Genomic DNA, 24,746 nt, shown 5'->3' on the forward strand with positions numbered 1-24,746 from the left:
GCCTCCAAGCTAAAAGTTTGAAATGGTTGAAAACCCTCTTTAGTCTGCGTTCATAAATGACAAAAAACTGAGCGGGGAAATCGGGAAATGGCACCACTATTACGTGAAAAACTGACGGGCATCGCACTTGGCGTGTCCTTGGGTATTCTGGGAACTGTCGCTGCTGCAGAGCCGCAACATGGCATAGCTATGTATGGTGATCCCGCACTTCCACCTGATTTTGTGTCCCTGCCCTACGCCAATCCCGATGCACCCCAAGGTGGACAGATCGTCACAGCCAATGTCGGCACCTACGACAGCCTCAATCCGTTCATCCGCAAAGGCCGTGTTCCGTGGCAATTGAGATTTTTCCTCGGAGAGAGCCTGATGGGCCGTTCTCTGGACGAACCTTTCTCGCTTTATGGTGTCTTGGCCGAATCGATTGAGACCGGCCCGAACCGGGAATGGGTTGAATTCACGCTTAGACCGGAGGCGCGGTTCTCTGACGGAAGCCCCGTCACGGTCGAGGACGTCATGTGGTCCTACGAGACGCTCGGGACCGTCGGACACCCCCGGTATCGCGGTTTCTGGGACAAGATCGAAAGCATGGAACAAACCGGACCATTGTCGGTGCGCTTTACCTTCAACACGGAAGACAGGGAGCTTGCGCTGCTGGCAGGTATGCGCCCGATCCTCAAGAAGGCGCAATGGGAAGGTGTTGATTTCGCGGAAAGCACGACTGAGGTGGTGCCAATCACTTCATCGCCCTATGTGATTGATGATTTCGAGCCAGGACGGTTCCTGTCGTTGCGCCGTAACCCCGATTACTGGGGCAGTGACATTCCATTCCGACGTGGCACAAACAATATCGACGAAGTGCGCCTCGAGTTCTTTGGCGATGAAACCGCCGCCTTTGAGGCGTTCAAGGTTGGTGAGGTAAACTCCAACCGCGAATTCAACGTGGCGCGTTGGGAACAGCAATATGACTTCCCCGCCATCCAGAGCGGTGATGTGGTCAAGTCGGTCTTGCCCCATGCACGCCCGTCGGGAATGACCGGCTTTGTGATGAACACGAGGCGGGATGTCTTTGAGGATTGGCGCGTGCGCGATGCCATGATGCACATCTTCAATTTTGAATTCATCAACGAGGCCATGACCGGCTCGGCGCAGCCGCGCATCACGTCATATTGGTCAAACTCTCCGCTAGGGATGTCCGACGGCCCGGCAGAGGGGCGCGTGCGCGAATTCCTTGAACCGTTCGCCGCGGAACTCATCCCCGGCACGCTTGAAGGCTACACACTGCCTGTCTCAGACGGTTCCGAACGAAACCGCGCTGGGACTGCGGCGGCTCTTGCGCAGATGGAGGCTGCTGGCTGGACCGTTCAGGACGGGGTCATGTCCAACGCAGAGGGCGAGCCCTTCACCTTCGATATTCTGCTGCAAACCGGCGCGTCTGAAAATCAGGCGATTGTCGATATGTTTGTGGAATCGCTTGGTCGGATTGGCGTGACACCGACAATTTCGGTCGTCGATGGTGCCCAGTTCAAAGAACGCACCGACGTCTATGACTTTGACATGACCTACTATCGTCGCGGTGTGTCGCTGTCCCCCGGCAACGAACAATACGGCTATTATGGCGCTGAGTCTGCTGATGTGACCGGCGGACGTAACCTGATGGGTGTCCGCTCGGCGGCTGTTGATGCGATGATCGGGCGTCTTTTGACCTCTGAAAGCCAGGATGACTTCGTCGCTGCCGTCAAAGCGTTGGATCGCGCTCTCACTGCAGGTCGCTATGTCATTCCGATCTATCAGTGGAATATCAGCCGCATCGCCCACGCCAAGGAGCTCCGCTATCCTGAGTATATCCCCATCTTTGGTGACTGGCCCGGATGGCAGCCAGATGTATGGTGGTACGAAAGTGAATAGGCGTCATACGCCTGTCACAAAGCGCCACTAGCTGCATCACAAACACTGAGCGAAGGCGGGGACCGACATGAACATTCTGGTGCTGTGTACGGGTAATTCCGCTCGCTCGATCTTGCTGGAATCGATCTTGAACCACCGATCTGGTGGGCGCATGCGGGCGTGGTCCGCCGGTTCGCGCCCTGCTGGACGGGTCCATCCTCAATCGCTTGTGTTGCTGGAAGAACTTGGTTTCCCGACAGACAACCTGTCATCGCAAAGCTGGGATGACTATGCCAAAGACGATGCGCCGCGCATGGATGCGGTGATTACGGTTTGCGGATCTGCGGCAGGCGAGGAATGTCCCTACTGGCCTGGCGCCCCGCTCAGGGCGCATTGGGGTGTGGCCGACCCGGCCGCTGCCCCTGCCGAGGATCAGCCAGAGGCCTTTCGCGAGGCTTTTGCGCAACTCGAAACGCGGGCCATGCGCCTCATTGACTTGCCATTTGAGGAAATGTCGCCAGAAGACCTGCAAACGGTTTTGGATGCGATTGGACGTGAGAATGCAAAAGCTGCTGGCTGAAGGACTAGGAACCGCGTTCCTGCTGATTGCTGTTGTCGGGTCAGGCATCATGGGTGCCGCACTCTCTGACGGGAATGTTGCCGTGGCCCTCTTGGCCAATGCCATCGCCACGGGATGTATGCTCTATGCGATCATCACCACCCTCGGCCCGATTTCCGGTGCCCATTTCAACCCTGCCGTCACGCTGGCGTTCTGGCTGCGCGGCGAGATTGATAGCTTACTTGCGTTAAAATACGTGGCTGTCCAGATTTTTGGTGGGATTTTAGGTGTTTGGGCGGCGCACCTGATGTTTGATCTGAATATCTTGCAGCTTTCCACGACAGGCCGCAGCGGCGTGTCCCAATGGTTTTCGGAAGGATTGGCGACATTCGGGTTGCTTTTTGTGATCTTCGGCGGACTGCGGTCGCGGCCAGAGGCCGTGCCAGCGCTTGTCGCGCTTTACATCACGGGGGCCTATTGGTTCACCTCATCGACCAGCTTTGCCAATCCTGCCGTGACGATCGCGCGTGGCTTCAGTGATACCTTTGCTGGCATCATGCCATCGCACGTGCCGATGTTCATCGTCATGCAAATCGTCGGCGTGGGCGTGGCGGCACTGGTCCTGCCAAGGCTGTTTGCCAAGGGGCCGACTTGAAGCCCTTGTGACGCAATCGTCAGGCCAGCGATGTTACCCACAGAATAGTCGCATCCTCAGCACTCACTGACACGACATTGTGCCCCATTGAGGCGTCGTAATACGCACTGTCACCACGTCTGAGCGAAACAGGTTCATAGAATTCAGTGTAAAGCCGGACTTCTCCTGTCAGGACGTATAGAAATTCTTCGCCATCATGCCTGACCCAACCGTCGAAATCCTCAAGCGCGCGGGCCCTGATGCGGGCGCGATATGGCAACATCTTCTTGGTTGTCAGGCTTTCTGCCAGCAGCGCATGTTCGTAGGTGGTTGTGACCTTGTTCGTTTCTTCGCCGCTTTTGGTCACGGCCATACGCCCATTCACCTGCCCCTTGGAGGGTGGCGTGAAGAGCTGCGGAACAGAAATCTGCAGCCCAACGGCGAGTTTCTTCAACGCATCATAGGTCGGCGACATCTGGCCGTTTTCGATCTTCGACAGCGTCGACCGCGCCAGCCCCGCCCGCTGGGCTGCCTGTTCAAGCGTCCAGTCGTGCGCCTTGCGCAACTCACGCACACGCGCACCCAGATCAAGCGGTTGTGCTGTGCCATCTTCGCCGTCCTCATGCGAGATACGGATCAGGTTTTTGGGATCAGTGTCAGCCATGGGTTTTCAATAAGCAGCCGCTGACAGTCTTGCAACACCTGCATCTGCAAGCTAGCCCTCGCTCATGCCTGCTGCTTTGCCCGACATAGATCACAAGAGCTTCAATCTTGCTGAATACGTGCTGCAACAAGCCGCGCATTCCCCGGACAAGACCGCACTTGCCGTGTTGGGCAATGAGCAAACAACACTGACCTACGCGGCACTCGACGCTGCGGTGCGCGGCACGGCAACAGGTTTGCAGCTGATGGGACTGCACCCAGGTGCGCGGGTTCTGTTGCAGTTGGGCAATTCCGTTGATTTTCCAATCGCCTATCTGGGGGCGATTGCCGCTGGTTTGGTGCCTGTGCCGCTCTCGTCGCAACTGACCGCACCTGAGGTCGCAGAAATCCAGACGCGGATCGCACCAGCGCTGACAATCATCGCGCCTGGCATGGCCGAATGCACGGCACCGCAACTCCCACTGACAGAGCTCAGAACTTTTCGCGATTTTGCGCCCGCAGACTATCACCGCGGCGATGCGGAACGGCCCGCCTATATCCTCTTCACCTCAGGCACATCCGGTCGTCCGCAAGCAGTTGTGCATGCCCACCGCGCCATTCTTGCGCGGCGGATGATGTGGCGTGATTGGTATGACCTGCAACAGGACGATCGGATGCTGCACGCAGGTGCCTTCAACTGGAGTTTTACTTTGGGCACCGGACTGCTTGATCCCTGGACAATCGGGGCTACCGCATTGGTTCCGGCAGAAGGGACAGAGATCACCGATCTGGGTGGTCTGATCAAGAAACATGAGGCGACAGTGTTTGCCGCAGCCCCCGGGGTCTACCGACGCCTTTTGCGGTCTGACATACCGCGCCTCCCCTCGCTCCGTCACGGGCTTTGCGCTGGCGAAAGCCTCCCCCCTGACTTGCGGCTGAAATGGCGGCAGGCAACAGGCACGGATGTGCATGAGGCCTTTGGCATGTCTGAATGCTCGACCTTCCTGTCTGGATCACCGCATCGCCCTGCCCCTTCCAGCAGTCTCGGCTATGCGCAAAAGGGGCGTCGTGTCACGATCTGGGGCGCGGATGGTCCGTTGGCTGACGGAGAATGCGGGACAATCGCGGTTCACCGCAGCGATCCGGGATTGATGCTGGGATACCTTGATGATCCAGCAGCCACCGCCTCGCGGTTTCAGGGCGACTGGTTTTTGACAGGTGATCTTGCGGTCAGGCAGCATGACGGCGCGTTTCTCTATCAGGGGCGTGCCGATGACATGATGAATGCCGGTGGCTACCGTGTCAGCCCCATCGAGGTTGAGGTCGCCCTCTCGCAGCATCCGCTTATCCGCGACGCTGCAGTATGTGCTGTGCAGCCACGCAAGGATGTTTTTGTCATTGCCGCCTTTTATGTCGCGTCAGACGTGATAGACGACGAGGAACTCCATCGCTTTTGTGCGGCTCGGCTGGCGGGATACAAACGACCGCGGCTTTTTGTGGCGCGCGATACACTGCCCCGCGGGGCAAACAATAAACTACTTCGGCGCGCTTTGCGCGACTCATGGGAGGCCGAACATGGTCAAGCTTGATATCATCTCCGATCCGATCTGCCCTTGGTGCTACATCGGGAAGACAAACCTTGATAAGGCGCTGGCTGAGGTCCCTGATCATCCCTTCACCATTGAATGGCATCCCTTCCAGCTGAACCCCGAGATGCCGGCCGAAGGCATGGATCGTCGCACTTATCTTGAAGGAAAGTTCGGTGGCAAGGACGGCGCCCTGCGCGCCTATGCGCCGGTTGTGGAACATGCCGAACGCGCGGGGGCTGTGATCAACCTTGATAAGATTGCACGCACACCCAACACCGTTGATGCACACCGTCTGATCCATTGGGCCGGCATTGAACAGCGGCAGAGCTTTGTCGTCGATTTGTTGTTCAAAGCCTATTTTGTCGACGGCCGTGATATCTCGGACCATGAGGTTCTGGCCGATGTTGCAGACAGCGCGGAAATGGACGCGGCAATGGTGACCAAGCTTCTTGCCTCGGAGGCTGACACCGATGACATTCGCGCGCGCGATGCCCACAGCCGCAAGATGGGCGTGAACTCTGTCCCGACGTTCATTGTGGCGCATAAGCATGCTGTCCCCGGTGCGCAGCCGCCTGAGATGTGGGCAGGCGTGATCAAAGAGATCATGGAACAGATCGACGCCGCTGAATGAAGGCACGCGTGACGCGCCCGCTCGGGCAAGGTGAATTTATTGCATTGATGGCGATGGTCGCAGCGACTGTCGCCTTTTCGATTGATGCGATGCTGCCTGCTTTGCCGGAAATGGGCGCAGCACTTTCACCCGATGATTTGAACCGCGCCCAGTTGATCGTGACGAGCTTCATGCTTGGCATGGGCTTTGGGACGTTCTTCACAGGTCCCTTGTCTGACGCCTTTGGCCGCAAACCGGTGATGATTGGCGGGGCGATCGTCTATATCGCGTCCTGCGTTGTGGCGTGGCAGGCCCAATCGCTTGAGGTCATGCTGGCGGCGCGGGTCGTGCAAGGCATCGGTGCTGCCGGACCACGGGTGGTGGCGATGGCATTGATCAGGGATCTTTACTCAGGTCCGCAAATGGCGCGTATCCTGTCATTTGTGATGATCGTCTTTGCGCTGGTTCCCGCATTGGCCCCCACATTGGGCCACTACATTGTGCTCTTGGCAGGTTGGGAAGCAATCTTTGTGGCCTTCATCCTGTTTTCTCTCTCAACGACGATCTGGTTGCTCATCCGCCAGCCGGAAACACTGACGCCGGAAAACCGCCGTCCCTTGAGCTTCAGGGCTCTGGGCGATGCCGTGGCAGAAATGTTCCGCCACCGCACGGCCAGATTGTCTATCATCGTGCAGACGCTGACCTTCGGGATGCTGCTGACGATGCTGTCATCAACCCAGCAGGTCTTTGACCAGTCCTTTGGCCAAGGTGAAACATTTCACCTTTGGTTCGGCGGAATTGCCATTGTCGCGGCGTCGTCGGGTTTCGTGAATGCGCGACTGGTTGTCAGGCTCGGAATGCGTGCGATGATCAAGGGGATGTATACCGCACAGATCATCATCACGCTTGCGATGATCATCGTGACGCTGGCAACCGACACCTACTGGCTGGCTTTTGGCGCCTATGTGCTTTGGGTCCTGTCGAATTTCTTTCAGGCAGGGCTGACCATCGGCAACCTCAATGCGCTCGGCATGGAAGAGATGGGCCATATCGCGGGGTTGGCAGCCTCTGTCATCGCCTCGGTCTCGACCGTCGGGGCTGTGCTGATTGCCGTGCCAATTGCCATCCAGTTTGATGGGACGCCGCTGCCCATGGCCTTCGGGACGCTGGTGCTCGCCAGTCTGGCCTTGTGGTTCACCACAATGATCAAACGTCCCGGCGAGGCGTAGCCGCCACCATTATCGGCCCCGAAATATCCCCGCCGGAGGCAAGAAAATCAGGCGGGCTTGCCCGCCTCTTCTTTCAGCTTCTGCGCCAGATCGCGCGCAATATTGAATGCGCCCTGAATCTTGTCCTTTTCTTTCGACCAGTCGCGGCGCACGACAATCTTGTTGTCCTTCACCTTTGCCAGACCGCGTTGGGCTTCGATGAATTCCACCAACCCCTTCGGAGAGGCGAACTTGTCATTGTGGAACCGGATCGTTGCGCCTTTGGGTCCTGCATCCAGATGACTGATCCCCGCCCTTTTGCACATGGCCTTGATCCGCACCACAAGCATCAGTGAATTCACTTCTTTTGGCAGTTTGCCGAAGCGGTCAATCAGTTCTGCTGCAAACCCTTCAAGCTCGACCTTTGTCGAAAGCTCTGACAGGCGGCGGTAAAGGCCAAGCCGGACGTCAAGATCAGGGACATAATCCTCCGGGATCAGCACAGGCACGCCCAGATTGATTTGCGGTGCCCATTGTCCGTCATCAACGATGCCTTCGGCCTGACCGGATTTGATTGCAGCGATCTGGTCTTCGAGCATCTGCTGGTAAAGCTCGTAACCCACCTCGCGCATCTGTCCGGATTGTTCCTCGCCAAGCAGGTTCCCTGCCCCGCGAATATCAAGGTCCTGACTGGCCAGTGTGAAGCCCGCGCCAAGTGTATCGATCGACCCAAGAACCCGCAGACGTTTCTGCGCCGTGTCGGTCAGTTTCTGTCGCGGTTTGGTCGTGAGGTAGGCATAAGCGCGTGTTTTTGAGCGCCCCACACGTCCCCTGATCTGGTAAAGCTGGCTGAGGCCGAACATATCCGCGCGCCAGACAATCATGGTGTTCGCTGTCGGAATATCGAGACCGCTTTCAACGATTGTCGTCGCCAAGAGAACATCATATTTTCCGTCGTAAAAGGCGTTCATCCGGTCATCGAGCTCGCCAGCCGCCATCTGCCCGGTTGCCGTGATATAGCTCACCTCAGGCACTTGGGTTTTCAGGAACTCTTCCATCTCAGGCATGTCGGAAATGCGTGGCACAACGATAAACGACTGCCCGCCGCGGTAATGCTCGCGCAACAGCGCTTCGCGCACGGTGATGCTGTCAAACTCGCTGACATAGGTTCGGATGGCCAAACGGTCGATGGGAGGCGTTCCGATGATCGACAAATCGCGGACACCAGAGAGCGACAGTTGCAGCGTGCGCGGGATCGGTGTCGCCGTCAGTGTCAGGACGTGGACATCAGTGCGCAACTGCTTGAGGCGTTCCTTGTGCTGCACGCCGAATTTCTGCTCCTCATCAATCACCAGCAAACCGAGGTTCTTGAACCGCACCCCCTTTGCCAGCAACGCATGGGTTCCCACAACAATATCGACGGTCCCTTTTGCGAGCCCTTCCCGCGTGAGGTTGGCATCCTTGGCCGAGACAAAACGCGACAAGGGGCGCACATTGACAGGAAAGCCGCGGAACCGTTCTGCGAAATTCTGATAATGCTGACGGGCCAGAAGTGTCGTTGGCGCGATAATGGCAACCTGCACACCCGAGAGCGCCGCAATGAAGGCCGCCCGGATCGCAACTTCGGTTTTTCCGAAACCGACATCGCCACAGATCAACCGATCCATCGGACGACCGGAGGCCAGGTCCTCCAGCACGTCTGCGATAGCCGCAAGCTGATCATCGGTTTCAGCGTAAGGGAAGCGGGCGAGAAACTGGTCCCAAAGCCCCTCTGGCGGGTCCAGCACTGGCGCTGTGCGCAACTCGCGCTCTGCGGCGACCCTGATCAGACGTTCGGCAATCTGCCTGATCCGTTCCTTCAGTTTGGCTTTCTTTGCCTGCCACGCCCCGCCGCCTAGCTTGTCGAGCAACCCGGTTTCGTGACCGTATTTGGACAGAAGCTCGATATTTTCGACTGGCAGGTAAAGCTTGGAGTCTTCGGCGTATTCCAGCAAGAGGCACTCATGTGCGGCACCAAGCGCTGTTACGACCTCCATCCCTTTGAAACGCCCGACGCCGTGATCGACATGGACTACCAGATCACCCGGTGAAAGGCTGTTGGCTTCTGACAGGAAGTTTTCAGCCCGCCGTTTCCGTTTGCTCTGGCGGATCAAACGGTCACCGAGGACGTCCTGTTCAGAGATAACCGTCAGTTCAGGTGTCTCGAACCCGTGATCAAGCGCCCAGACAGCAAGGTGCACCCCGGCTTTTCCGACGCGGCTGAAGTCGCTGACTGTGACGGCCGTGGCAAGATCCTCATCTTCCAGCAGGCCTTCAAGGCGTTCCCGCGCCCCTTCCGAATAGCTGGCAATGACAACCGGACCATCCTCCATTTTCGCGCGGATATGATCGGCAAGTGCGCCGAACAGGCTGATCTGCTCTTGTTGACGCTCAGGGGCAAAATTACGCCCGATGCGCCCGCCTGCATCCGTGACGCCCAAACCTGTCGCTTGTTTGAGTGGCGAGAACTGCAAGACCCGATGGTCCGCCGTCGCTTTTTGCCAGGCATCATCGTCAAGATAGAGCAACTCAGGTGGTGCGGGCTTGTAGACCGTGTCCATCCGTCCCTTTTGGGACAACGCGTGCATCCGCGTGCCGTATTGATCCTTGATGCTGTCCCAGCGCGCGATGCGCATGGGCGTCATCTGATCATCAAGCGTCACTGTCGCATCGGGCAGGTAATCGAAAAGCGTTTCCAGATCGTCTTGAAAAAAGCCCAGCCAGTGTTCAACGCCCGCATGTTTGCGCCCCGCACTGACGGCCTCATAAAGCGGATCGTCGGTGCCTGCTGCCCCGAATTCCAACCTGTAGTTTTGCCGGAAGCGGGTGATTGCCGCTTCATCAAGGATGACCTCGGAAACGGGTGCCAACTCGACTTCGGTCAGTTTCTCGACGGTGCGCTGTGTCGCGGGGTCAAAGCGCCGTGCCCCATCCAGAACATCGCCGAAGAGATCCAGTCTGACCGGGCCACTTTGTCCCGGCGGGAAAATGTCGATGATTCCACCGCGAATGGCATAGTCACCGGGTTCCATCACTGTCGGGCTTTGCGTGAAACCCATGCGGACCAGAAACGTCCGCAGCGCTTCTTCATCAATGCGGTTTCCGACGGCGGCGGTGAAAGCCGTCTCGCGCAGCAACGTCCGCGCAGGCACGCGTTGGGTTGCGGCTGAAAGTGTCGTGAGCAGAACAAACGCACCCGGCATTCCGTGCGTGAGTGCTGCAAGCGTGGCCATTCGTGCAGCCGAGATATCAGTATTGGGTGACACCCTGTCGTAGGGCAGACAGTCCCATGCGGGAAACACAAAAACCGGCACGTCAGGCGCAAAGAAGGCCAAGGCGGCTTGCATTGCGGCCAGCCGCTTGTCGTCCCTTGCAACATGCAACACAGGTTGACCCTTGCGCAACTCTGCAAGCACGAGCTGGGCGTCATAACCCTCCGGCGCACCGCTGACAGTAATATGGTTCTTTTCGGACATCCCGCTCACCTACCCTTGTCGGGTGCGGTGTCAACTCCTCAAAAGAAATTCGAGGACGAGACGTTATGCGCCATGCCGAAAACAGAAATCATAAAAAGCGATGCAGCAGCGGCAACCTGTGTCCACAGCCGCACGCGGTAGAGCCGCGCGACCAATTCCTGCCCGCGCAGTGGTGTTTGATGCAGCGACATTGCGAGTTGCAGGTTCATGGCTGCAATTGCGACAAGCGGTCCGGCGAGGACGAAGACACCGATCGCAAACTCGAACCGGTAACCGAAGGCAAGCAATGCGGTACCGGCAAGAAAAAACGCGGTCAGACCTGCAAAGCCTGCGCCCGCCACCCTTTGAAACCACATGATCCGGCGCACATTGATATCGACAAGTGCTTCGAGATCGGCCATTTCCTGCGCGCTGCCGCGTCGCGCGCGTAGCAGCATATCGAAAGGCACACCGATCAACCACTGACAGGCGACCGACCACGACACAATGACGGCTGCCCAGAACCAGACATTGTCGAATGTATCCAGAGCGATGAAACGGGCGATGGCCTCTGTCAGGTCCACGAATAACGTCCAATACCAAATAACTTTCTAGGGAACCTAGCGTTGCCTTGATGCCTTGCCCAGTCTTGTCGTGCATGGAAATCCATGCGACCAACGGTCAAGTTCACGAAAAGGCCCTGTCCAGATGAAACCGACCGTCGCACCCTTCCCCGCTACGCGCCTTCGCAGGATGCGCAAATCACCCGCCATGCGCGCGCTGGCCCGCCAGAATACGCTGACGTCAGATGATCTGATCTGGCCGATTTTCGTGATGGACGGAAAAGACGATGAAACACCAGTTGCATCAATGCCGGGTGTTGTGCGGCGCACGGTTGATCGTGTGGCGATTGCTGCAAAAGAAGCACAGGACCTCGGCATTCCGGCGATCTGCATTTTTCCCTACACAGGAATGGACGCCCGGACCGAAGACTGCGCCATGGCGTGGGACCCCGACAACCTGACCAATCAGGCGATCCGCGCCATCAAGGATGCCGCACCCGATATCGCCGTCATGACCGACATCGCGCTCGATCCCTACAACATCAACGGCCATGACGGTTACGTTGAAAACGGCGAGATTGTGAACGATCGCACGGTTGAGGCTTTGGTGAAAATGGGCCTCGCGCAGGCTGAGGCCGGGGCAGATATCCTGGGCCCCTCCGATATGATGGACGGGCGGATCGGCGCGATCCGTGCGGCGCTTGAGGCAGAAGGCCATCAGAACGTCTGTATTCTGAGTTATGCCGCGAAATATGCCTCAAGCTTCTACGGCCCATTCCGCGATGCCGTTGGCGCGTCGTCGGCACTGACGGGCGACAAGAACACCTACCAGATGGACCCTGCCAACAGTGATGAGGCGCTGCGTCTGATCGAACGTGACCTGATGGAAGGCGCAGATATGGTCATGGTGAAACCTGGGATGCCCTACCTCGATATTTGCCGTCGCGTGAAAGACAGCTTCGGTGTGCCCACCTACGCCTATCAGGTCAGCGGTGAATACGCGATGCTGCAGGCAGCGTCGCAGAATGGCTGGCTTGATGGTGAAAAAGTGATGTTGGAAAGCCTGCTTTCGTTCAAACGGGCTGGCTGCGACGGTATCCTCACCTATTTCGCGCCAGCCGTCGCAAGGCTGCTGCAGGACTGAAGTCGCGATCACGCGCGTTAAACACCCCATGCCTGTCACGCTTTATTGCCGGACGCCGCCGAAACCTGCCAATTCCCGGCAAGTCCTTCTTGCGTGACACCATTGCAGCTTTTGCCTATATTGTTTCCATAACGGGCGAAAAACGCCCTCACACAGGCATATAGGCGGACAGCAGATGACCGAATTTTCACGACGCGTTTTTGCGCTTGGAGCAGTGGCGACCACCCTCGCGGCATGTGGTAACGGAATTGGCAGCGCAGGTGCGGCGACGATTGACGCGCGTGTCGATTCAACATTGAACGCAATGTATCAACAATATCCCGGCACCCAACAGCTAGCCTCTCAGGCGGCAGGTATTCTGGTGATGCCGCTCGTGACAGAAGTGGGCCTTGGCCTTGGTGGATCTTACGGGCGCGGTGCGTTGCGTGTCGGACAATCCACGGTGGATTACTATGCGGCTGCCTCAGGCAGCGCTGGCCTTCAGATCGGAGCGCAACAGTTCAGTCACGTTCTGTTCTTTATGACCCAAGAAGCGCTGCAGGACTTCCGCTCCTCCCAAGGCTGGGCGGCTGGTGCGGATGTGGAATACGCATTCTCGAACCAGGCAGAGATGCTGCGGGCGGAAACGACAACGTCGCTTTCCCCAGTCATTGCTGCTGTCTTCGGTCAGACCGGCCTGCGTGTCGGTGCCACGCTTGAAGGCACGAAATACACGCGCATTATCCCGTAAACGGCATCGGGCGGACAGCGTGCCGCCCCGCTATCATGCGCGCAGCCGCTCGCCCTTTGGATCAAACGGTGGTTCGGCAAGAACGACGCCGCGATGTGGCTTGCCCAAGATCATCACATCAACCGCGTCGCCTGCGGACACACCTTTGAGGTATCCAAGCGCCAAGGATTTGCCGACGGTATAGCCGTAGGCGCCAGACGTCACGCGCCCGACAGGTGTCCCGTCCGGCAGAAAGATGGGCTCACCACCTGTTGCATCTGCATGATCGACGTCCAGCACTTCGACTAGTGAGAGTTGTTCACGGGCCGGATTATCTTTTATGCGCAAGTAGCTGTCTTTGTTCAGAAACTCTTTCTCAAGCTTGATCAGGCGATCGAGCCCTACCTCTTGCGGCCAGTATTCAGGCGAGTATTCGCGGCTCCAACTGCCGTAGCCTTTCTCGATCCGCAGCGACATCAAGGCGCGCGACCCGACGGGTCCGGCCCCGAAGTCCTTTCCTGCCGTCAGCAACGCGTCGTAAAGCTTGGATTGGTCCGCCTGATCACAGTGAAGCTCCCATCCCAAATCACCGGTGAACGAGACCCGCAGGGCGATGACATCCACACCCGCAACTGTGATCTGCTGACTGCGCATGAACGGAAACGCAGGCGTCGAGAGATCGGCATTCGTCAATCGGCCCAGCAGATCACGGGACAGCGGCCCGGCGACATTGAACCCGCACATCGTATCCGTGCGGCTTTCAAAAGTTGTGCCTGTTGGCAGCGGGATTTCTTTCCAGAAACGTTGGTGATAGCGTTCAGCGGCACCGCCGCCGATGATCATGAATTCGTCCTCGGCAAGCCGCGTGACCGTGAAGTCACCCGCAATGCCGCCATTCACGCCAATCAGCGGCGTCAGACAAGAGCGGCCGACAACCTTCGGCATATTATTGGCGAAGACCGCATTGAGCCAGCTTTCTGCGTCAGGGCCAGTGACGACGTATTTGGCAAAGTTGGAGATATCGATGATGCCCGCGCGGTCCCGTAGCATCCGGCACTCTGCACCGACGGGTTCAAACCAGTTCTGACGGGTAAAGCCGTTGGTGTCTTTGACCCCCGGTGCATCTGCAAACCAAAGCGGGTGCTCCCATCCGTAGTTGAGGCCAAAAACAGCGCCCATCTGTTTCTGTGTCTCATAGACGGGTCGGGTGCGGACGGGACGCCCCGCTTCGCGTTCTTCATTCGGAAAATGGATGCTGAAGCGCTTGGCGTATTGATCGCCAACACGCGCCTTGGTGAATTTGGCATCCGCCCATTTGCCAAACCGTGCGACATCCCACGCAAACATGTCATACTGGCTTTCGCCGTTGATGATCCATTGCGCCGCCATCAGGCCCATCCCGCCCGATTGGCTAAAGCCCGGGATGATCCCGTTGCAGCAGAAATAGTTGGAAAGGTCAGGGTGCGGGCCATAAAGGACGTTGCTGTCCGGTGACCAAATCATCGGGCCGTTGATCACGCGTTTGATGCCGGCTTCGCCCACGGCAGGCACACGTGCGATTGCGCGCATCATGTTATCTTCGATCCGTTCCAGATCATCGGCGAAAAGCTCATGGCCAAACCCCTGCGGCGTGCCATCCTCCGCCCAGAAACGCACATCCTTTTCGTAAGCGCCGACAAGCAGGCCTTTGCCCTCTTGCCGGAGGTAGTATTCGCCGTCGCGGTCAGCGACAGACGGTAAGCGCCGGTCCATCGCAGCGATTTCAGCAATGGTTTCTGTCACGAAATACTGGTGTTCGGTGGGCAAGAGCGGCAATTCAATGCCTGCGAGCTTGGCGACCTCCCTGCCCCACAGACCCGCCGCGTTGATCACCCATTCGGTCCTGATTTCGCCCTTTGGTGTCTCAACGATCCATGTGCTGTCTGGCTGCTGCCTTGTTGCGGTGACGGGGGTAAAGCGATGGATCTCTGCGCCGCGCTGACGCGCGCCGACCGCATAGGCATTGGTGACACCGGAGGGATCGACATTGCCGCCGTCGGGTTCGTACATGATGCAACGGATGCCGTCGAAATCGACCAACGGGTGCAGCCGCTCAGCTTCATCGCGGCCGACCTCATGGAAGTTCATCTTGTAAAACTTTGCCTTCGCCGCCTGTAGGCGCAGCTGATGCTCGCGCGCCTCGGTCTGAGCGAGATAGAGCGATCCGGGCTGGAACACCCCACAACTCTGGCCGGTTTCCTCTTCCAGAGACTTGTAGAGGTTCATCGTGTAGTGCTGGATGCGGCTGATGTTGGTGCTGTCGTGCAAACCGTGGATATTTGCCGCCGCATGCCAAGTTGAGCCGCTCGTCAGCTCGTTACGCTCAAGTAGTACGATATCGGACCAACCAAGCTTTGCCAGATGATAAAGAATGGAGCAGCCAATGACGCCGCCTCCGATCACGACGGCTTGGGCATGGGTGCGCATCAGTGCCAACCTTTCACTTGAAGACAGCCCCACCGTCCGCAATGCTCCGCCCAAGAGATAGCCTTTCGGCGACATCCAATGTCGTTATCAGTGCCGCCCGTTACGAATTGGCAGGCATAGTGCACAAAACACTAAACGGAGCCCCTGACGATGAAATCGACAACAAGATGCGTGATTATTGGTGGCGGTGTTGTCGGTTGCTCGGTCTTGTATCACCTGACCAAACTCGGTTGGTCCGATGTCGTACTACTTGAGCGGTCAGAACTGACCAGTGGCTCGACGTGGCACGCGGCTGGCGGATTTCATACCTTGAATGGTGATACCAATATGGCTGCCTTGCAGGGCTATACGATCAAGCTTTATCGGGAACTCGAAGCGATTACGGGGATGTCCTGTGGCCTGCACCATGTCGGTGGCGTGACGCTGGCTGACAATCAGGACCGCTTCGATATGCTGGTCGCCGAGCGTGCGAAGCACCGCTACATGGGGCTGGAAACAGAGATCGTCGGCCCCGAAGAGATCGCCAAAATTGCGCCCATCACCAACCTTGATGGGATCATCGGCGGCCTCTACGACCCGCTGGACGGGCATCTTGACCCATCGGGCACCACACACGCCTACGCCAAGGCAGCCCGCATGGGCGGGGCCACGATTGAACTGCACACCAAAGTCATTGAAACAAACCCGCGTGCCGACGGCACCTGGGACGTGGTGACGAACAAAGGCACGATCCATGCCGAGCATGTTGTCAATGCGGCCGGTCTTTGGGCGCGCGAAGTTGCGGCAATGGCCGGAAGCTATGTGCCTCTGCACCCGATGGAGCACCAGTATATCGTCACCGATGATCTTCCGGAGGTTTTTGAGCGCGACACGGAGCATCCCCATGTGATGGACCCTGCCGGCGAAAGCTATCTGCGACAGGAAGGGCGCGGGCTTTGCATCGGCTTCTATGAACAGCCCTGCAAGCCGTGGGCCGTTGACGGCACACCTTGGGATTTCGGGCATGAGTTGCTGCCCGATAACCTCGACAAAATCGAGGAATCGATCGCGTTTGCCTACAAACGGTTTCCCGTGCTTGAGCATGCGGGTGTCAAATCAGTCATCCACGGCCCATTCACCTTTGCGCCTGATGGCAACCCACTCGTCGGCCCCGTGCCGGGCCTGCGCAACTACTGGTCCGCCTGCGGGGTCATGGCAGGTTTCAGTCAGGGCGGCGGCGTGGGTCTCATGCTGGCGCAATGGATGGTCGAGGGCGAATGCGAACGCGACGTGACTGCCATGGACATCGGGCGCTACGGCAAGTGGATCACGCCGGGCTATACCCGCCCGAAGGTCATCGAAAATTACCAGCGCCGGTTCTCGGTTAGTTATCCCAATGAGGAACTGCCTGCTGCGCGACCCCATCGAACCACGCCGATGTATGACATTTTCAGCGATCTGGGGGCGGTCTGGGGGCATCAGTTTGGTTTGGAAGTGGCCAACTACTTCGCGCAAGAGGGTGAACCGACATTTGAGACACCGACCTTCCGCCGCTCCGATGCTTTTGCCGCTACAAAGCGCGAGGTGCTGGCCGTGCGCAGCGCAGTTGGCATTAACGAGGTGCAGAACTTTGGCAAGTTTAGCGTCACCGGAACAGGTGCCCGCGCGTGGCTCGACAAGATCATGGCGGGCCGCATCCCGCAACCGGGACGGATGTCACTAACGCCCATGTTGTCACCCAAAGGCAGGCTCTGGGGTGATTTCACCGTGTCCTGCTTCTCAGAGACAGAATTCCAGATCACAGCCAGCTACGGCGCACAGGAGATCCATCACCGCTGGTTCCTGCAGAATATCGCTGATGACGTGCGGGTCGAGAACATCTCTGACAAGCGCACGGGGTTTCAGATTGCAGGGCCAAAGGCACGCGATCTGCTTGCCGCTTGCACCCGCGATGATGTGGGCAGCATCAAGTTCATGGACGTGCGTGAAATGGTTGTCGGGCAAGTCGACTGTATCGTGCAACGTGTCAGCTATACCGGTGACCTCGGCTATGAAATCTATTGCGATCCGATGGACCAGCGACAACTTTGGTGGACCCTTTGGGACGCAGGTCAACCGATGGGGATCACACCTTTCGGGATGCGGGCGATGATGTCGCTGCGGCTGGATCGGTTCTTCGGCTCTTGGCTGTCGGAAATCTCGCCGGATTACACCGCCGCAGAAACAGGTATGGACCGCTTTATCAGCTTCAAAAAGAACGTTGATTTCATCGGACGGGCCGCAGCAGAGGCGGAACGCGCCGATCCCACTGCCCGCACCTTGGTTACATTCGAGGTCGATGCGGATGATGCGGACGTTGTCGGCTATGAGCCTGTGTTCATTGACGGCGAGGTCATGGGGTTCTGCACGTCTGGCGGCTATTCCCACTATGCCGAGAAATCCATCGCCATGGCGCTGGTCCCGCGCGATAAAGCAACCGAAGATATGACCGTAGAGATCGAGATTATGGGTCAGCGCCGCAAGGCGCACCGGATCACGACGCCGCTTTTTGATCCTGAAGGCGAGGTCATGCGCGGATGATCCCCGTGCTGATCCTTGCCGCCGGTCAATCCTCACGGATGCGGGGCCACGACAAGTTGCTTGAGGACGTCGGGGGCGAGCCGCTTTTGGCGCGGCAAATCCGTCTGGCAACTTCGCTGGGCGGACCGGTCTTCGTGGCGGTCGCACCTGAACAGGCGCAACGTCGCGACATCGTGGCCAAAGCGGGCGCGCGCGTCCTTGAGGTTCCTGACGCCGACGAGGGCATGTCAGGCTCGATGCGAAATGCTGTTTCACAGCTGCCTGAGTGCGACGCCTTTATGCTGTTGCTCGGGGATCTTGTCGCCCTTGAAGCCCATGACCTCTGCCACGTCTATGAGGCCTACACCAACAATCCGGAATATCTGATCTGGCGCGGTGCGACGTCGGCCGGAAAGCCTGGACATCCGGTCATTTTCTCAGCACAGTTGCGACCAAGGTTTGAAATGCTTTCAGGTGACAGTGGCGGCGAAGAATTGGTCAGTCCGCTTAAAGAGCAGACCCTGCTTGTCAGGCTAGAGGATGACCGTGCCCGGCTTGACCTCGACACACCCGAAGACTGGGCGGCTTGGCGCGAAACTAACCGCTGAACAGGAGAGTTGCTTCACCTGATGAAAGGCTCCGCCGCGCGGCGCGATAGGTCTTGACCCCTTCATGGGATTTTAGGTCAGGGAAAAGTGCAAAAAGCTCTTCTCTTTGGGCATCATCCAACCCTTTGAGTGAAATATCACCGGGCTGAAAACTCTCGCTCCATGCGCCATCGGACAGGACGATCTCGTGGTTGTCACACAGGAAGTGCACATAGGTGACATAGGGAACATCTGCGAGCTCGACACCGTCCAGTTGCAGCAGCTCCTTGGCGGGCACCAGCACTTCGCTTTGATCGAAGTATTTTTGCGCCAGTTTCGAGACGACAAGCATCCGGTGCATCGGAGACACGGACATATCGCGTTCGGGCTTACCATCCCCCAAAGCCCCGGCCTTGATCAAAACAGGGCGGAGTTGTTTGAGCATCTTGAGTTGCAAATGGTCGAGCTTCTTATGCCCGACCCAGTTGATCGTGCGAATGCCGTTGTCGCGCGTGAGCACGCGGTCACCGACCTTTAGTCTTTCAACGCTGACTTCGCCTTTTGGTGTGGCGATTTTCGTGCCGGGTGTGAAACAGGGGATAAGTTGATCAATCTGCGTGATCGGCAGCACGGTGCCGTCAAACAGATGAACCTCTGCAATGTTTCCACTTGCCGCAAAGGCGAGATCGCTGATCCCGAGGTGACGCAGGTCGGCATCCTCTGACTCACACGTATGCCCATCATGCAGATCAGACACGTTGGATGCATGTGCATCTATGTTTTCTGAATTCAGCGTCATCCTGTTCGTGCGCAAAACCTACGCAACCCTTACTCGATCAATCATCAGCAGCGCTTTTCGCGCCATATCTGTCTGTGCCTCAACGCAGGGAAGCTCACCTGCGTCACTTGAAAGTCAGTTCGTTTACAAAAGTTGCAACTGTTTTGACCCCAAACCCCGACCAAAAGAAAGCCTAAATAGGAAATTGCCCGGAAATTTGACACAAACGCATATCCAGCAGACAAATTTGGTAAGTTGAGCCTGCCTATAGATCTCGTCTGATTGGTGTCTGATTTTGGTGCCGATGGAGAGACTCGAACTCTCACGATGTTGCCATCGGGGGATTTTGAATCCCCTGCGTCTACCATTCCGCCACATCGGCCCGAGGGTTGTCCTAAAGCGGTGCCGAAGGCGCGTCAATCGGGATTTCTACAGGTTATCAGTCGCAAAGGTGTCACAGCTTGCCAGGCTGCCTGTTTCATACCCCCGCTGGAACCACCGCTGGCGCTGTGCGCTCGTTCCATGGGTAAATGTATGCGGGCGCACGACCTGTCTGGCGTTGCGCTGCAGCGTATCATCGCCGATTTGTGCCGCGGCATTCATCGCCTCTTCGATATCGCCGGGCTCAAGGCTGCCAAACCTGTTTTGCGCGGCCCGCGCCCAAAGGCCCGAAAAACAGTCGGCCTGCAGTTCGAGCCTTACAGAAAGCTCATTCGATTCGCGCTCGCTGACGCGGGAGCGCACCTGATTGACCTGCCCCAGGATACCCAGTTCGTTCTGAACATGGTGGGCGACTTCATGGGCCACGACATAGGCCGCAGCGAAATCACCTGATGCGCCCAAACGCCGATCCAGCGTGACGAAAAAATCCGTGTCGAGATAGGCTTTTTCTTCGGGCGGGCAGTAGAACGGACCGGTTGCCGCCGACGCGCCGCCGCAGGCTGAACGGGTGGCACCTTTGAACAGGACCAGAACGGGCGGGTCGTATCGTTGGCCAAGCTCTCTGGCAAAGATATCGGTCCAGACCTCTTCTGTGTCGGCAAGCGTGACGGATACGAAGGCGGCTGCGCGTTCGTCGGCTTCAGTAATTTCGACCTGTTGTGGTGAACCGATGGAATCATCAAAATCGACAAACTGGCTTGTATCGATCCCGAAATACCAACCCGCCAGAAGCAAAAGAACACCGGCAATACCGCCGATGCCACCTGCCGCGCGGCGTCCTCCGCTGCGTCTGCGATCTTCGATGTTTCTGCTTCCGCGACGTCCACGCCATCTCATTTTGATGATTCCCTCACTGTGCCTCAGCAATCATACCCATAAACGCGTGATGCGACTTGACCGTTCCCGATCTGCATGGCCTAAGCGGTCAAAACGAGGCCGAGCATGCTACGCAGACTGTACGATTGGACAATCTCATTGGCGCAATCGCCCCATGCGCTTTGGGCGCTGGCGATTGTCAGTTTTGTCGAGTCGTCGTTCTTCCCGATCCCGCCGGATGTACTGATGATTCCGATGATTATTGCGCGGCCGTCGCGCGCGTTTCTGATCGCGCTGATTGCGACCGTCGCGTCGGTTGCGGGTGGTCTTTTCGGCTATTTCATCGGCGCGCAACTGATGGAAACAGTGGGACGCCCAATTCTGGAGTTTTACGGCAAAGACGCCAGCTTCGCGGAAATGGCTGCGGTCTTTAACCAATACGGTGCCTGGGCGGTTGTTGTGGCGGGCGTCACCTTCCTGCCTTTCAAGGTGATCACGATCGCGTCTGGCGTCACGGGGCTGTCGATCCCGGTCTTCATTGTCTCATCCATCTTTGCACGCGCGCTGCGGTTCTTTCTTGTCGCAACGCTGCTTTACTATTTCGGTGCACCAATTCGTGACTTCATTGAGCGCCGCCTTGGTCTTGTCTTTGTGATCTTCTGCGTCTTATTGATTGGCGGTTTCGCACTATTGGGCCTGCTATGACACGTCACATCTGGATCATGTTTTCAGCTGGTGGATCAGCCGCCTTGCTGGCTGGAGCCTATGTGTTTCAGGCGCTCGGCTATCCGCCATGTGCGATGTGCTATTGGCAACGTTGGCCACATATGGCTGCGATCCTGATCGGCCTCCTTGCACTGCGATTTCGCGGTGTGCTCTTGCCGGTGCTGGGTGCTTTGGCTGCACTGACGACCGCCGTGATTGGTGTCTTTCATACCGGCGTGGAACGCGGCTGGTGGGAAGGCCCGAGCAGTTGCACCGGTGGTGGATCGCTTGACGGGCTGAGTGGCATGGACCTGCTCGCTGTTGAGGGTCCGCGGGTCATCATGTGCGATCAGGTCAGTTGGGAATTCCTGACGCTGTCGATGCCGTCGTGGAATGCCTTGTTTTCCTTCGTGCTGGTTGTCGGCTGGGTTATGGCCGCGCGTCTATCGGCGCGTTGACAAAAGCAGGTTTGTCTCTGACCGTGTCACGCTGTCGAGGCGGCGAATTGTGGTGAGCACCTGATCGAAATGTTCGAGCGTATCTGTGCCAATTTCCGCGATCAGATCCCAGGTTCCGTTGGTCGAATGGATCGCCCGCACCTCTGGCAAGCGCTGGAGGAATTTCATCACCTTATCAGCCCCGCGTCCGGCAATCTCCAGCATCATCAAGCCGCGCACGGCATCCGGCCTCACGTCAGAGCGCGTCAGGACCGTGAACCCCGCGATTTCGCCAGAGTTCTGCAGCTTTTCAAGGCGCACTCGCACTGTGCTTCGTGTCACGCCGAGAATCCCTGCCAAATCTGAAAGAGAGGCGCGCGCATTTCGCTTGAGTGCGGCAATCAGGCGGCTATCCAATTCGTCCATCAGCTCTGCTCGTTTTGGTCAGTCTCTGCTCATATTGCACAATTTGTCTGGTTCATCCAACAACGCTTTCGGGCAATGCTCTGCCTATGACACAAAAACACTGCATCCTTATTGGCGCTCCTGTTGACTGCGGCAAACGTCGCCGCGGTTGTCTGATGGGACCTGACGCCTACCGCACCGCCGGCATTGCTGAGGCCATCACCGAGTTAGGCCACACCGTCGAAGACCTGGGCAATCTTGCCCCCCGCCAGGTCGATGTCCCTGCCCCGAAGAATGACAAGGTTCATAAGCTGGCCGAGAACGTCGGGTGGACCCTGACGTTGATGGAGGCGGCACAAGAGGCGGCGCCGCGCGGTATGCCCATCTTCATGGGGGGTGATCATGCGCTCGCCTCTGGCACGGTCGCTGGTATGGCGGCCCACGCCGCCAAGGAAGGACGCCCCTTCTTTGCGCTGTGGCTGGATGCGCATAGTGACATTCACACGCCCGATACGACCGATAGCGGCAATTTGCATGGCACACCTGTCGGTTACGTCACGGGGCGTGACGGCTTCGATGCCTACCCGCCGCTGCCGGCCAAGGTGGAAAGCCGGAATATCTGCATGGTTGGTCTGCGGTCCGTTGATGCACCAGAACATGCCATCCTGGTTGATGGCGATGTGGAACTGGTGGATATGCGCCGGATCGACGAAGAAGGTATCAGCGCGCCGTTGCAGGCCTTTCTCGACCGTGTCGAGGCGGAAAACGGGATGCTCCATGTCTCGCTTGATGTTGATTTCCTTGACCCCTCGATTGCACCCGCCGTCGGAACCACCGTTCCCGGTGGTGCGACCGTGCGCGAAGGGCATCTCGTGATGGAAATCCTGTCAGACAGTGGTCTGGTGACGTCACTCGATCTGGTTGAGCTTAACCCCTTCCTTGATGATCGCGGGAAAACCGCAAACCTGATGGTCGATCTGACCGCGTCCCTACTGGGCCGCCGCGTCTTTGACCGCCCTACCCGGAGCAAGAAATAATGCTGAAAGCCTCACCTCTGGCGATGGTGCCATTCGTCAGCGTCGATAACATGATGCGGCTCGTTCATCATATCGGGATCGAGACCTTCATGTCTGATCTTGCTGGTGAAATCGAACACGATTTTGCGCGCTGGGAGTTGTTCGACAAGACACCACGTGTGGGCAGCCACTCCGATGTTGGGGTGATTGAACTGATGCCGACGTCCGATGGAGAGCAATACGCTTTCAAATACGTGAACGGCCATCCGAAGAACATGAAAGAAGGCCTGCAGACGGTCACGGCATTCGGCGTGCTGGCTGACGTTTACAGCGGTTATCCCAAGCTCTTTTCCGAAATGACGATCCTGACAGCCTTGCGCACTGGTGCAATGTCAGCCGTGGCGACCAAGCATCTTGCGCCCAAGGGGGCCAAGACCATGGCCATGATTGGCAATGGTGCGCAGTCCGAATTCCAATGTCTTGCGATCAAGGCCGTCTGCGGGATCGACAACATCCGCCTTTACGATATTGATCCCCTCGCCACCGAGAAATGCGCAAAGAACCTTGACGGTCTGGGTTTCCAGATCACCAAATGCACATCGCCAGAAGAGGCCATCGAAGGCGTCGAGGTCATCACCGTCGCCACGGCGGACAAGGACATGCAGACCATTCTGACCGACAACATGGTTGGCAGCGGTGTGCACATCAACGCCATCGGCGGTGATTGCCCCGGCAAGACCGAACTGCACCGCGATATCGTGGCGCGGTCCACTGTTTTTGTTGAATATCCGCCGCAAACCCGCATTGAAGGCGAAATCCAGCAGATGCCAGAGGACCACCCTGTCACGCAACTGTGGCAAGTGATCAACGGGACCGCAGGTGGTCGCGCGTCTGCGCATGAAGTCACCCTCTTTGATGGCGTGGGCTTTGCTATCGAGGACTTCAGCGCCTTGCGGTATGTCCACAAGAAGATCCAGGACACACCGTTTTATATCGACTTTGACCTGATCGCCGATCCAGACGATCCCCGCGACCTCTTCGGGATGATCAAACGGGCGGGCTGACGGCTAGTGGTATGTGAACTCACCCGTGACATGCCGCCATTCGCCGGGGCTGATCATCTTGCGATGCACAAATCGCACTGAGTGCAGCGGCCCGTCGATTTCATCGTGCCAATAACTGATGAAATTGAGCAGTTTGTTGTGGTCCGGGGCGAGGTCATAATCCTGCCAAATAAAGGTATTGAGCACATGCGGATGGTCCGGCATGTGGTAAAACATTTCTGCTGTCGTCAGCCCGTATCCCTTCAGCATCAATTCCGTTTCTTTTGTCATCGTTGTTTCCGTCTTGTTGGCTCTCCTTATATTTGAGCGCAAACACAATTAATCTGTCAAATAAAACAATATGTTATCAGTCTTGCACCATTGCTGCCAAAGGCAGGTGTGATCGGTCATTGCGCCCAATATCAAGTGTCTGTTAGACTGCGGGCAACCAAATATAGCAGTAATCCAAGCAACAGGC

General features: G+C 57.5%; 22 protein-coding genes and 1 tRNA gene. 14 read left to right on the forward strand and 9 right to left on the reverse strand.

Translation table 11 applies throughout. From position 1 onward, the window contains the following. The first annotated feature begins 189 nt into the window (after positions 1-189). The 3 genes from BM316_RS06035 to BM316_RS06045 all read left to right on the forward strand — a co-directional run bounded on the left by BM316_RS06035 (position 190) and on the right by BM316_RS06045 (position 3,098). Complete coding sequence (locus BM316_RS06035) at positions 190-1,905, forward strand: extracellular solute-binding protein (protein WP_375342237.1); 1,716 nt, start codon at positions 190-192, stop codon at positions 1,903-1,905. A gap of 67 nt (positions 1,906-1,972) precedes the next feature. After that, complete coding sequence (locus tag BM316_RS06040) at positions 1,973-2,464, forward strand: arsenate reductase ArsC (protein WP_090205248.1); 492 nt, start codon at positions 1,973-1,975, stop codon at positions 2,462-2,464. Then, on the forward strand, positions 2,439-3,098 hold the full coding sequence (locus BM316_RS06045) for an aquaporin (protein WP_090205251.1): 660 nt from the start codon (positions 2,439-2,441) through the stop codon (positions 3,096-3,098). Before BM316_RS06040 ends, BM316_RS06045 begins: the two co-directional genes overlap by 26 nt. 19 nt (positions 3,099-3,117) lie before the next feature. On the opposite strand, the gene BM316_RS06050 is transcribed toward BM316_RS06045, so the two are convergent. Continuing rightward, positions 3,118-3,741 (reverse strand): helix-turn-helix domain-containing protein, encoded by a 624-nt coding sequence (locus tag BM316_RS06050; protein WP_090205254.1) that lies wholly within the window; start codon positions 3,739-3,741, stop codon positions 3,118-3,120. 64 nt (positions 3,742-3,805) lie between these two features. Here BM316_RS06050 and BM316_RS06055 point away from each other — a divergent pair, with 64 nt between their 5' ends. Genes BM316_RS06055 through BM316_RS06065 form a run of 3 tightly spaced genes read left to right on the forward strand, consistent with a single transcriptional unit; the run spans position 3,806 to position 7,147 of the window. Beyond that, a complete protein-coding gene (locus BM316_RS06055) occupies positions 3,806-5,308 on the forward strand; it encodes a class I adenylate-forming enzyme family protein (protein ID WP_090205257.1) in 1,503 nt (500 codons plus the stop codon). Further along, positions 5,295-5,939: a DsbA family oxidoreductase gene (locus BM316_RS06060; RefSeq protein WP_090205259.1), complete on the forward strand. Its 645-nt coding sequence runs from the start codon at positions 5,295-5,297 to the stop codon at positions 5,937-5,939. The genes BM316_RS06055 and BM316_RS06060 overlap by 14 nt, the downstream gene beginning before the upstream one ends. A gap of 47 nt (positions 5,940-5,986) precedes the next feature. Continuing rightward, a complete protein-coding gene (locus BM316_RS06065; RefSeq protein WP_242649839.1) occupies positions 5,987-7,147 on the forward strand; it encodes a multidrug effflux MFS transporter in 1,161 nt (386 codons plus the stop codon). A 47-nt stretch (positions 7,148-7,194) separates the two neighbouring features. Here the strand turns inward: BM316_RS06065 and mfd are convergent, their stop codons facing one another. Then, a complete protein-coding gene (gene mfd / locus BM316_RS06070; RefSeq protein WP_090205265.1) occupies positions 7,195-10,641 on the reverse strand; it encodes a transcription-repair coupling factor in 3,447 nt (1,148 codons plus the stop codon). Between the two features lie 38 nt (positions 10,642-10,679). Next, complete coding sequence (locus tag BM316_RS06075) at positions 10,680-11,204, reverse strand: hypothetical protein (protein ID WP_090205268.1); 525 nt, start codon at positions 11,202-11,204, stop codon at positions 10,680-10,682. Positions 11,205-11,328: 124 nt separating this feature from the next. Between BM316_RS06075 and hemB the strand changes: the two genes are divergently transcribed. Further along, a complete protein-coding gene (hemB, locus tag BM316_RS06080; RefSeq protein ID WP_090205271.1) occupies positions 11,329-12,327 on the forward strand; it encodes a porphobilinogen synthase in 999 nt (332 codons plus the stop codon). A gap of 175 nt (positions 12,328-12,502) precedes the next feature. Continuing rightward, on the forward strand, positions 12,503-13,057 hold the full coding sequence (locus tag BM316_RS06085) for a lipid-binding SYLF domain-containing protein (protein WP_090205274.1): 555 nt from the start codon (positions 12,503-12,505) through the stop codon (positions 13,055-13,057). A gap of 33 nt (positions 13,058-13,090) precedes the next feature. Here BM316_RS06085 and BM316_RS06090 read toward each other — a convergent pair whose 3' ends face one another. Continuing rightward, on the reverse strand, positions 13,091-15,502 hold the full coding sequence (locus BM316_RS06090) for a GcvT family protein (RefSeq protein WP_090207632.1): 2,412 nt from the start codon (positions 15,500-15,502) through the stop codon (positions 13,091-13,093). 150 nt (positions 15,503-15,652) lie between these two features. Between BM316_RS06090 and BM316_RS06095 the strand changes: the two genes are divergently transcribed. Both BM316_RS06095 and BM316_RS06100 read left to right on the forward strand, forming a co-directional pair. Then, positions 15,653-18,061: a GcvT family protein gene (locus BM316_RS06095; protein WP_090205277.1), complete on the forward strand. Its 2,409-nt coding sequence runs from the start codon at positions 15,653-15,655 to the stop codon at positions 18,059-18,061. After that, complete coding sequence (locus BM316_RS06100) at positions 18,058-18,648, forward strand: nucleotidyltransferase family protein (protein ID WP_090205280.1); 591 nt, start codon at positions 18,058-18,060, stop codon at positions 18,646-18,648. Before BM316_RS06095 ends, BM316_RS06100 begins: the two co-directional genes overlap by 4 nt. Here the strand turns inward: BM316_RS06100 and BM316_RS06105 are convergent. The 3 genes from BM316_RS06105 to ypfJ all read right to left on the reverse strand — a co-directional run bounded on the left by BM316_RS06105 (position 18,638) and on the right by ypfJ (position 20,683). Next, positions 18,638-19,426: a Hint domain-containing protein gene (locus BM316_RS06105; protein WP_090205283.1), complete on the reverse strand. Its 789-nt coding sequence runs from the start codon at positions 19,424-19,426 to the stop codon at positions 18,638-18,640. The genes BM316_RS06100 and BM316_RS06105 overlap by 11 nt on opposite strands. 275 nt (positions 19,427-19,701) lie before the next feature. After that, a tRNA-Leu gene (locus BM316_RS06110) sits at positions 19,702-19,787 on the reverse strand. A 47-nt stretch (positions 19,788-19,834) separates the two neighbouring features. Next, a complete protein-coding gene (gene ypfJ, locus BM316_RS06115) occupies positions 19,835-20,683 on the reverse strand; it encodes a KPN_02809 family neutral zinc metallopeptidase (RefSeq protein WP_090205286.1) in 849 nt (282 codons plus the stop codon). Positions 20,684-20,788: 105 nt separating this feature from the next. Between ypfJ and BM316_RS06120 the strand changes: the two genes are divergently transcribed. Then, positions 20,789-21,367, forward strand: a complete 579-nt coding sequence (locus BM316_RS06120) for a YqaA family protein (protein ID WP_090205289.1) — start codon at positions 20,789-20,791, stop codon at positions 21,365-21,367. Next, positions 21,364-21,825, forward strand: coding sequence for a disulfide bond formation protein B (locus tag BM316_RS06125; RefSeq protein ID WP_090205291.1), 462 nt, complete (start codon positions 21,364-21,366; stop codon positions 21,823-21,825). The genes BM316_RS06120 and BM316_RS06125 overlap by 4 nt, the downstream gene beginning before the upstream one ends. Here BM316_RS06125 and BM316_RS06130 read toward each other — a convergent pair. Then, on the reverse strand, positions 21,811-22,230 hold the full coding sequence (locus BM316_RS06130) for an Lrp/AsnC family transcriptional regulator (RefSeq protein WP_090205294.1): 420 nt from the start codon (positions 22,228-22,230) through the stop codon (positions 21,811-21,813). The two genes, BM316_RS06125 and BM316_RS06130, sit on opposite strands and share 15 nt — an antisense overlap. An 86-nt stretch (positions 22,231-22,316) precedes the next feature. On the opposite strand from BM316_RS06130, the gene rocF reads away from it, so the two are divergent. Both rocF and ocd read left to right on the forward strand, forming a co-directional pair. Continuing rightward, complete coding sequence (gene rocF / locus BM316_RS06135) at positions 22,317-23,246, forward strand: arginase (RefSeq protein ID WP_090205297.1); 930 nt, start codon at positions 22,317-22,319, stop codon at positions 23,244-23,246. Then, positions 23,246-24,289 (forward strand): ornithine cyclodeaminase, encoded by a 1,044-nt coding sequence (ocd, locus tag BM316_RS06140; RefSeq protein ID WP_090205299.1) that lies wholly within the window; start codon positions 23,246-23,248, stop codon positions 24,287-24,289. The genes rocF and ocd overlap by 1 nt, the downstream gene beginning before the upstream one ends. A gap of 3 nt (positions 24,290-24,292) precedes the next feature. Here the strand turns inward: ocd and BM316_RS06145 are convergent, their stop codons facing one another. Next, positions 24,293-24,559: an usg protein gene (locus BM316_RS06145; RefSeq protein ID WP_090205301.1), complete on the reverse strand. Its 267-nt coding sequence runs from the start codon at positions 24,557-24,559 to the stop codon at positions 24,293-24,295. Between the last annotated feature and the right edge of the window lie 187 nt (positions 24,560-24,746).

The sequence above is a fragment of the Yoonia litorea genome (assembly GCF_900114675.1).
GTDB classification, from domain to species: Bacteria; Pseudomonadota; Alphaproteobacteria; order Rhodobacterales; family Rhodobacteraceae; genus Yoonia; species Yoonia litorea.

Bases quoted from the DNA above. Each gene is read 5' to 3' on its own strand.
- BM316_RS06035 (WP_375342237.1), top strand. From the start codon at position 190: ATGTATGGTGATCCCGCACTTCCACCTGATTTTGTGTCCCTGCCCTAC.
- BM316_RS06040 (WP_090205248.1), top strand. From the start codon at position 1,973: ATGAACATTCTGGTGCTGTGTACGGGTAATTCCGCTCGCTCGATCTTG.
- BM316_RS06050 (WP_090205254.1), bottom strand. From the start codon at position 3,741: ATGGCTGACACTGATCCCAAAAACCTGATCCGTATCTCGCATGAGGAC.
- BM316_RS06055 (WP_090205257.1), top strand. From the start codon at position 3,806: ATGCCTGCTGCTTTGCCCGACATAGATCACAAGAGCTTCAATCTTGCT.
- BM316_RS06060 (WP_090205259.1), top strand. From the start codon at position 5,295: ATGGTCAAGCTTGATATCATCTCCGATCCGATCTGCCCTTGGTGCTAC.
- BM316_RS06065 (WP_242649839.1), top strand. From the start codon at position 5,987: ATGGCGATGGTCGCAGCGACTGTCGCCTTTTCGATTGATGCGATGCTG.
- mfd (WP_090205265.1), bottom strand. From the start codon at position 10,641: ATGTCCGAAAAGAACCATATTACTGTCAGCGGTGCGCCGGAGGGTTAT.
- hemB (WP_090205271.1), top strand. From the start codon at position 11,329: ATGAAACCGACCGTCGCACCCTTCCCCGCTACGCGCCTTCGCAGGATG.
- BM316_RS06085 (WP_090205274.1), top strand. From the start codon at position 12,503: ATGACCGAATTTTCACGACGCGTTTTTGCGCTTGGAGCAGTGGCGACC.
- BM316_RS06090 (WP_090207632.1), bottom strand. From the start codon at position 15,502: ATGCGCACCCATGCCCAAGCCGTCGTGATCGGAGGCGGCGTCATTGGC.
- BM316_RS06095 (WP_090205277.1), top strand. From the start codon at position 15,653: ATGAAATCGACAACAAGATGCGTGATTATTGGTGGCGGTGTTGTCGGT.
- BM316_RS06100 (WP_090205280.1), top strand. From the start codon at position 18,058: ATGATCCCCGTGCTGATCCTTGCCGCCGGTCAATCCTCACGGATGCGG.
- BM316_RS06105 (WP_090205283.1), bottom strand. From the start codon at position 19,426: ATGACGCTGAATTCAGAAAACATAGATGCACATGCATCCAACGTGTCT.
- ypfJ (WP_090205286.1), bottom strand. From the start codon at position 20,683: ATGAGATGGCGTGGACGTCGCGGAAGCAGAAACATCGAAGATCGCAGA.
- BM316_RS06120 (WP_090205289.1), top strand. From the start codon at position 20,789: ATGCTACGCAGACTGTACGATTGGACAATCTCATTGGCGCAATCGCCC.
- BM316_RS06125 (WP_090205291.1), top strand. From the start codon at position 21,364: ATGACACGTCACATCTGGATCATGTTTTCAGCTGGTGGATCAGCCGCC.
- BM316_RS06130 (WP_090205294.1), bottom strand. From the start codon at position 22,230: ATGGACGAATTGGATAGCCGCCTGATTGCCGCACTCAAGCGAAATGCG.
- rocF (WP_090205297.1), top strand. From the start codon at position 22,317: ATGACACAAAAACACTGCATCCTTATTGGCGCTCCTGTTGACTGCGGC.
- ocd (WP_090205299.1), top strand. From the start codon at position 23,246: ATGCTGAAAGCCTCACCTCTGGCGATGGTGCCATTCGTCAGCGTCGAT.
- BM316_RS06145 (WP_090205301.1), bottom strand. From the start codon at position 24,559: ATGACAAAAGAAACGGAATTGATGCTGAAGGGATACGGGCTGACGACA.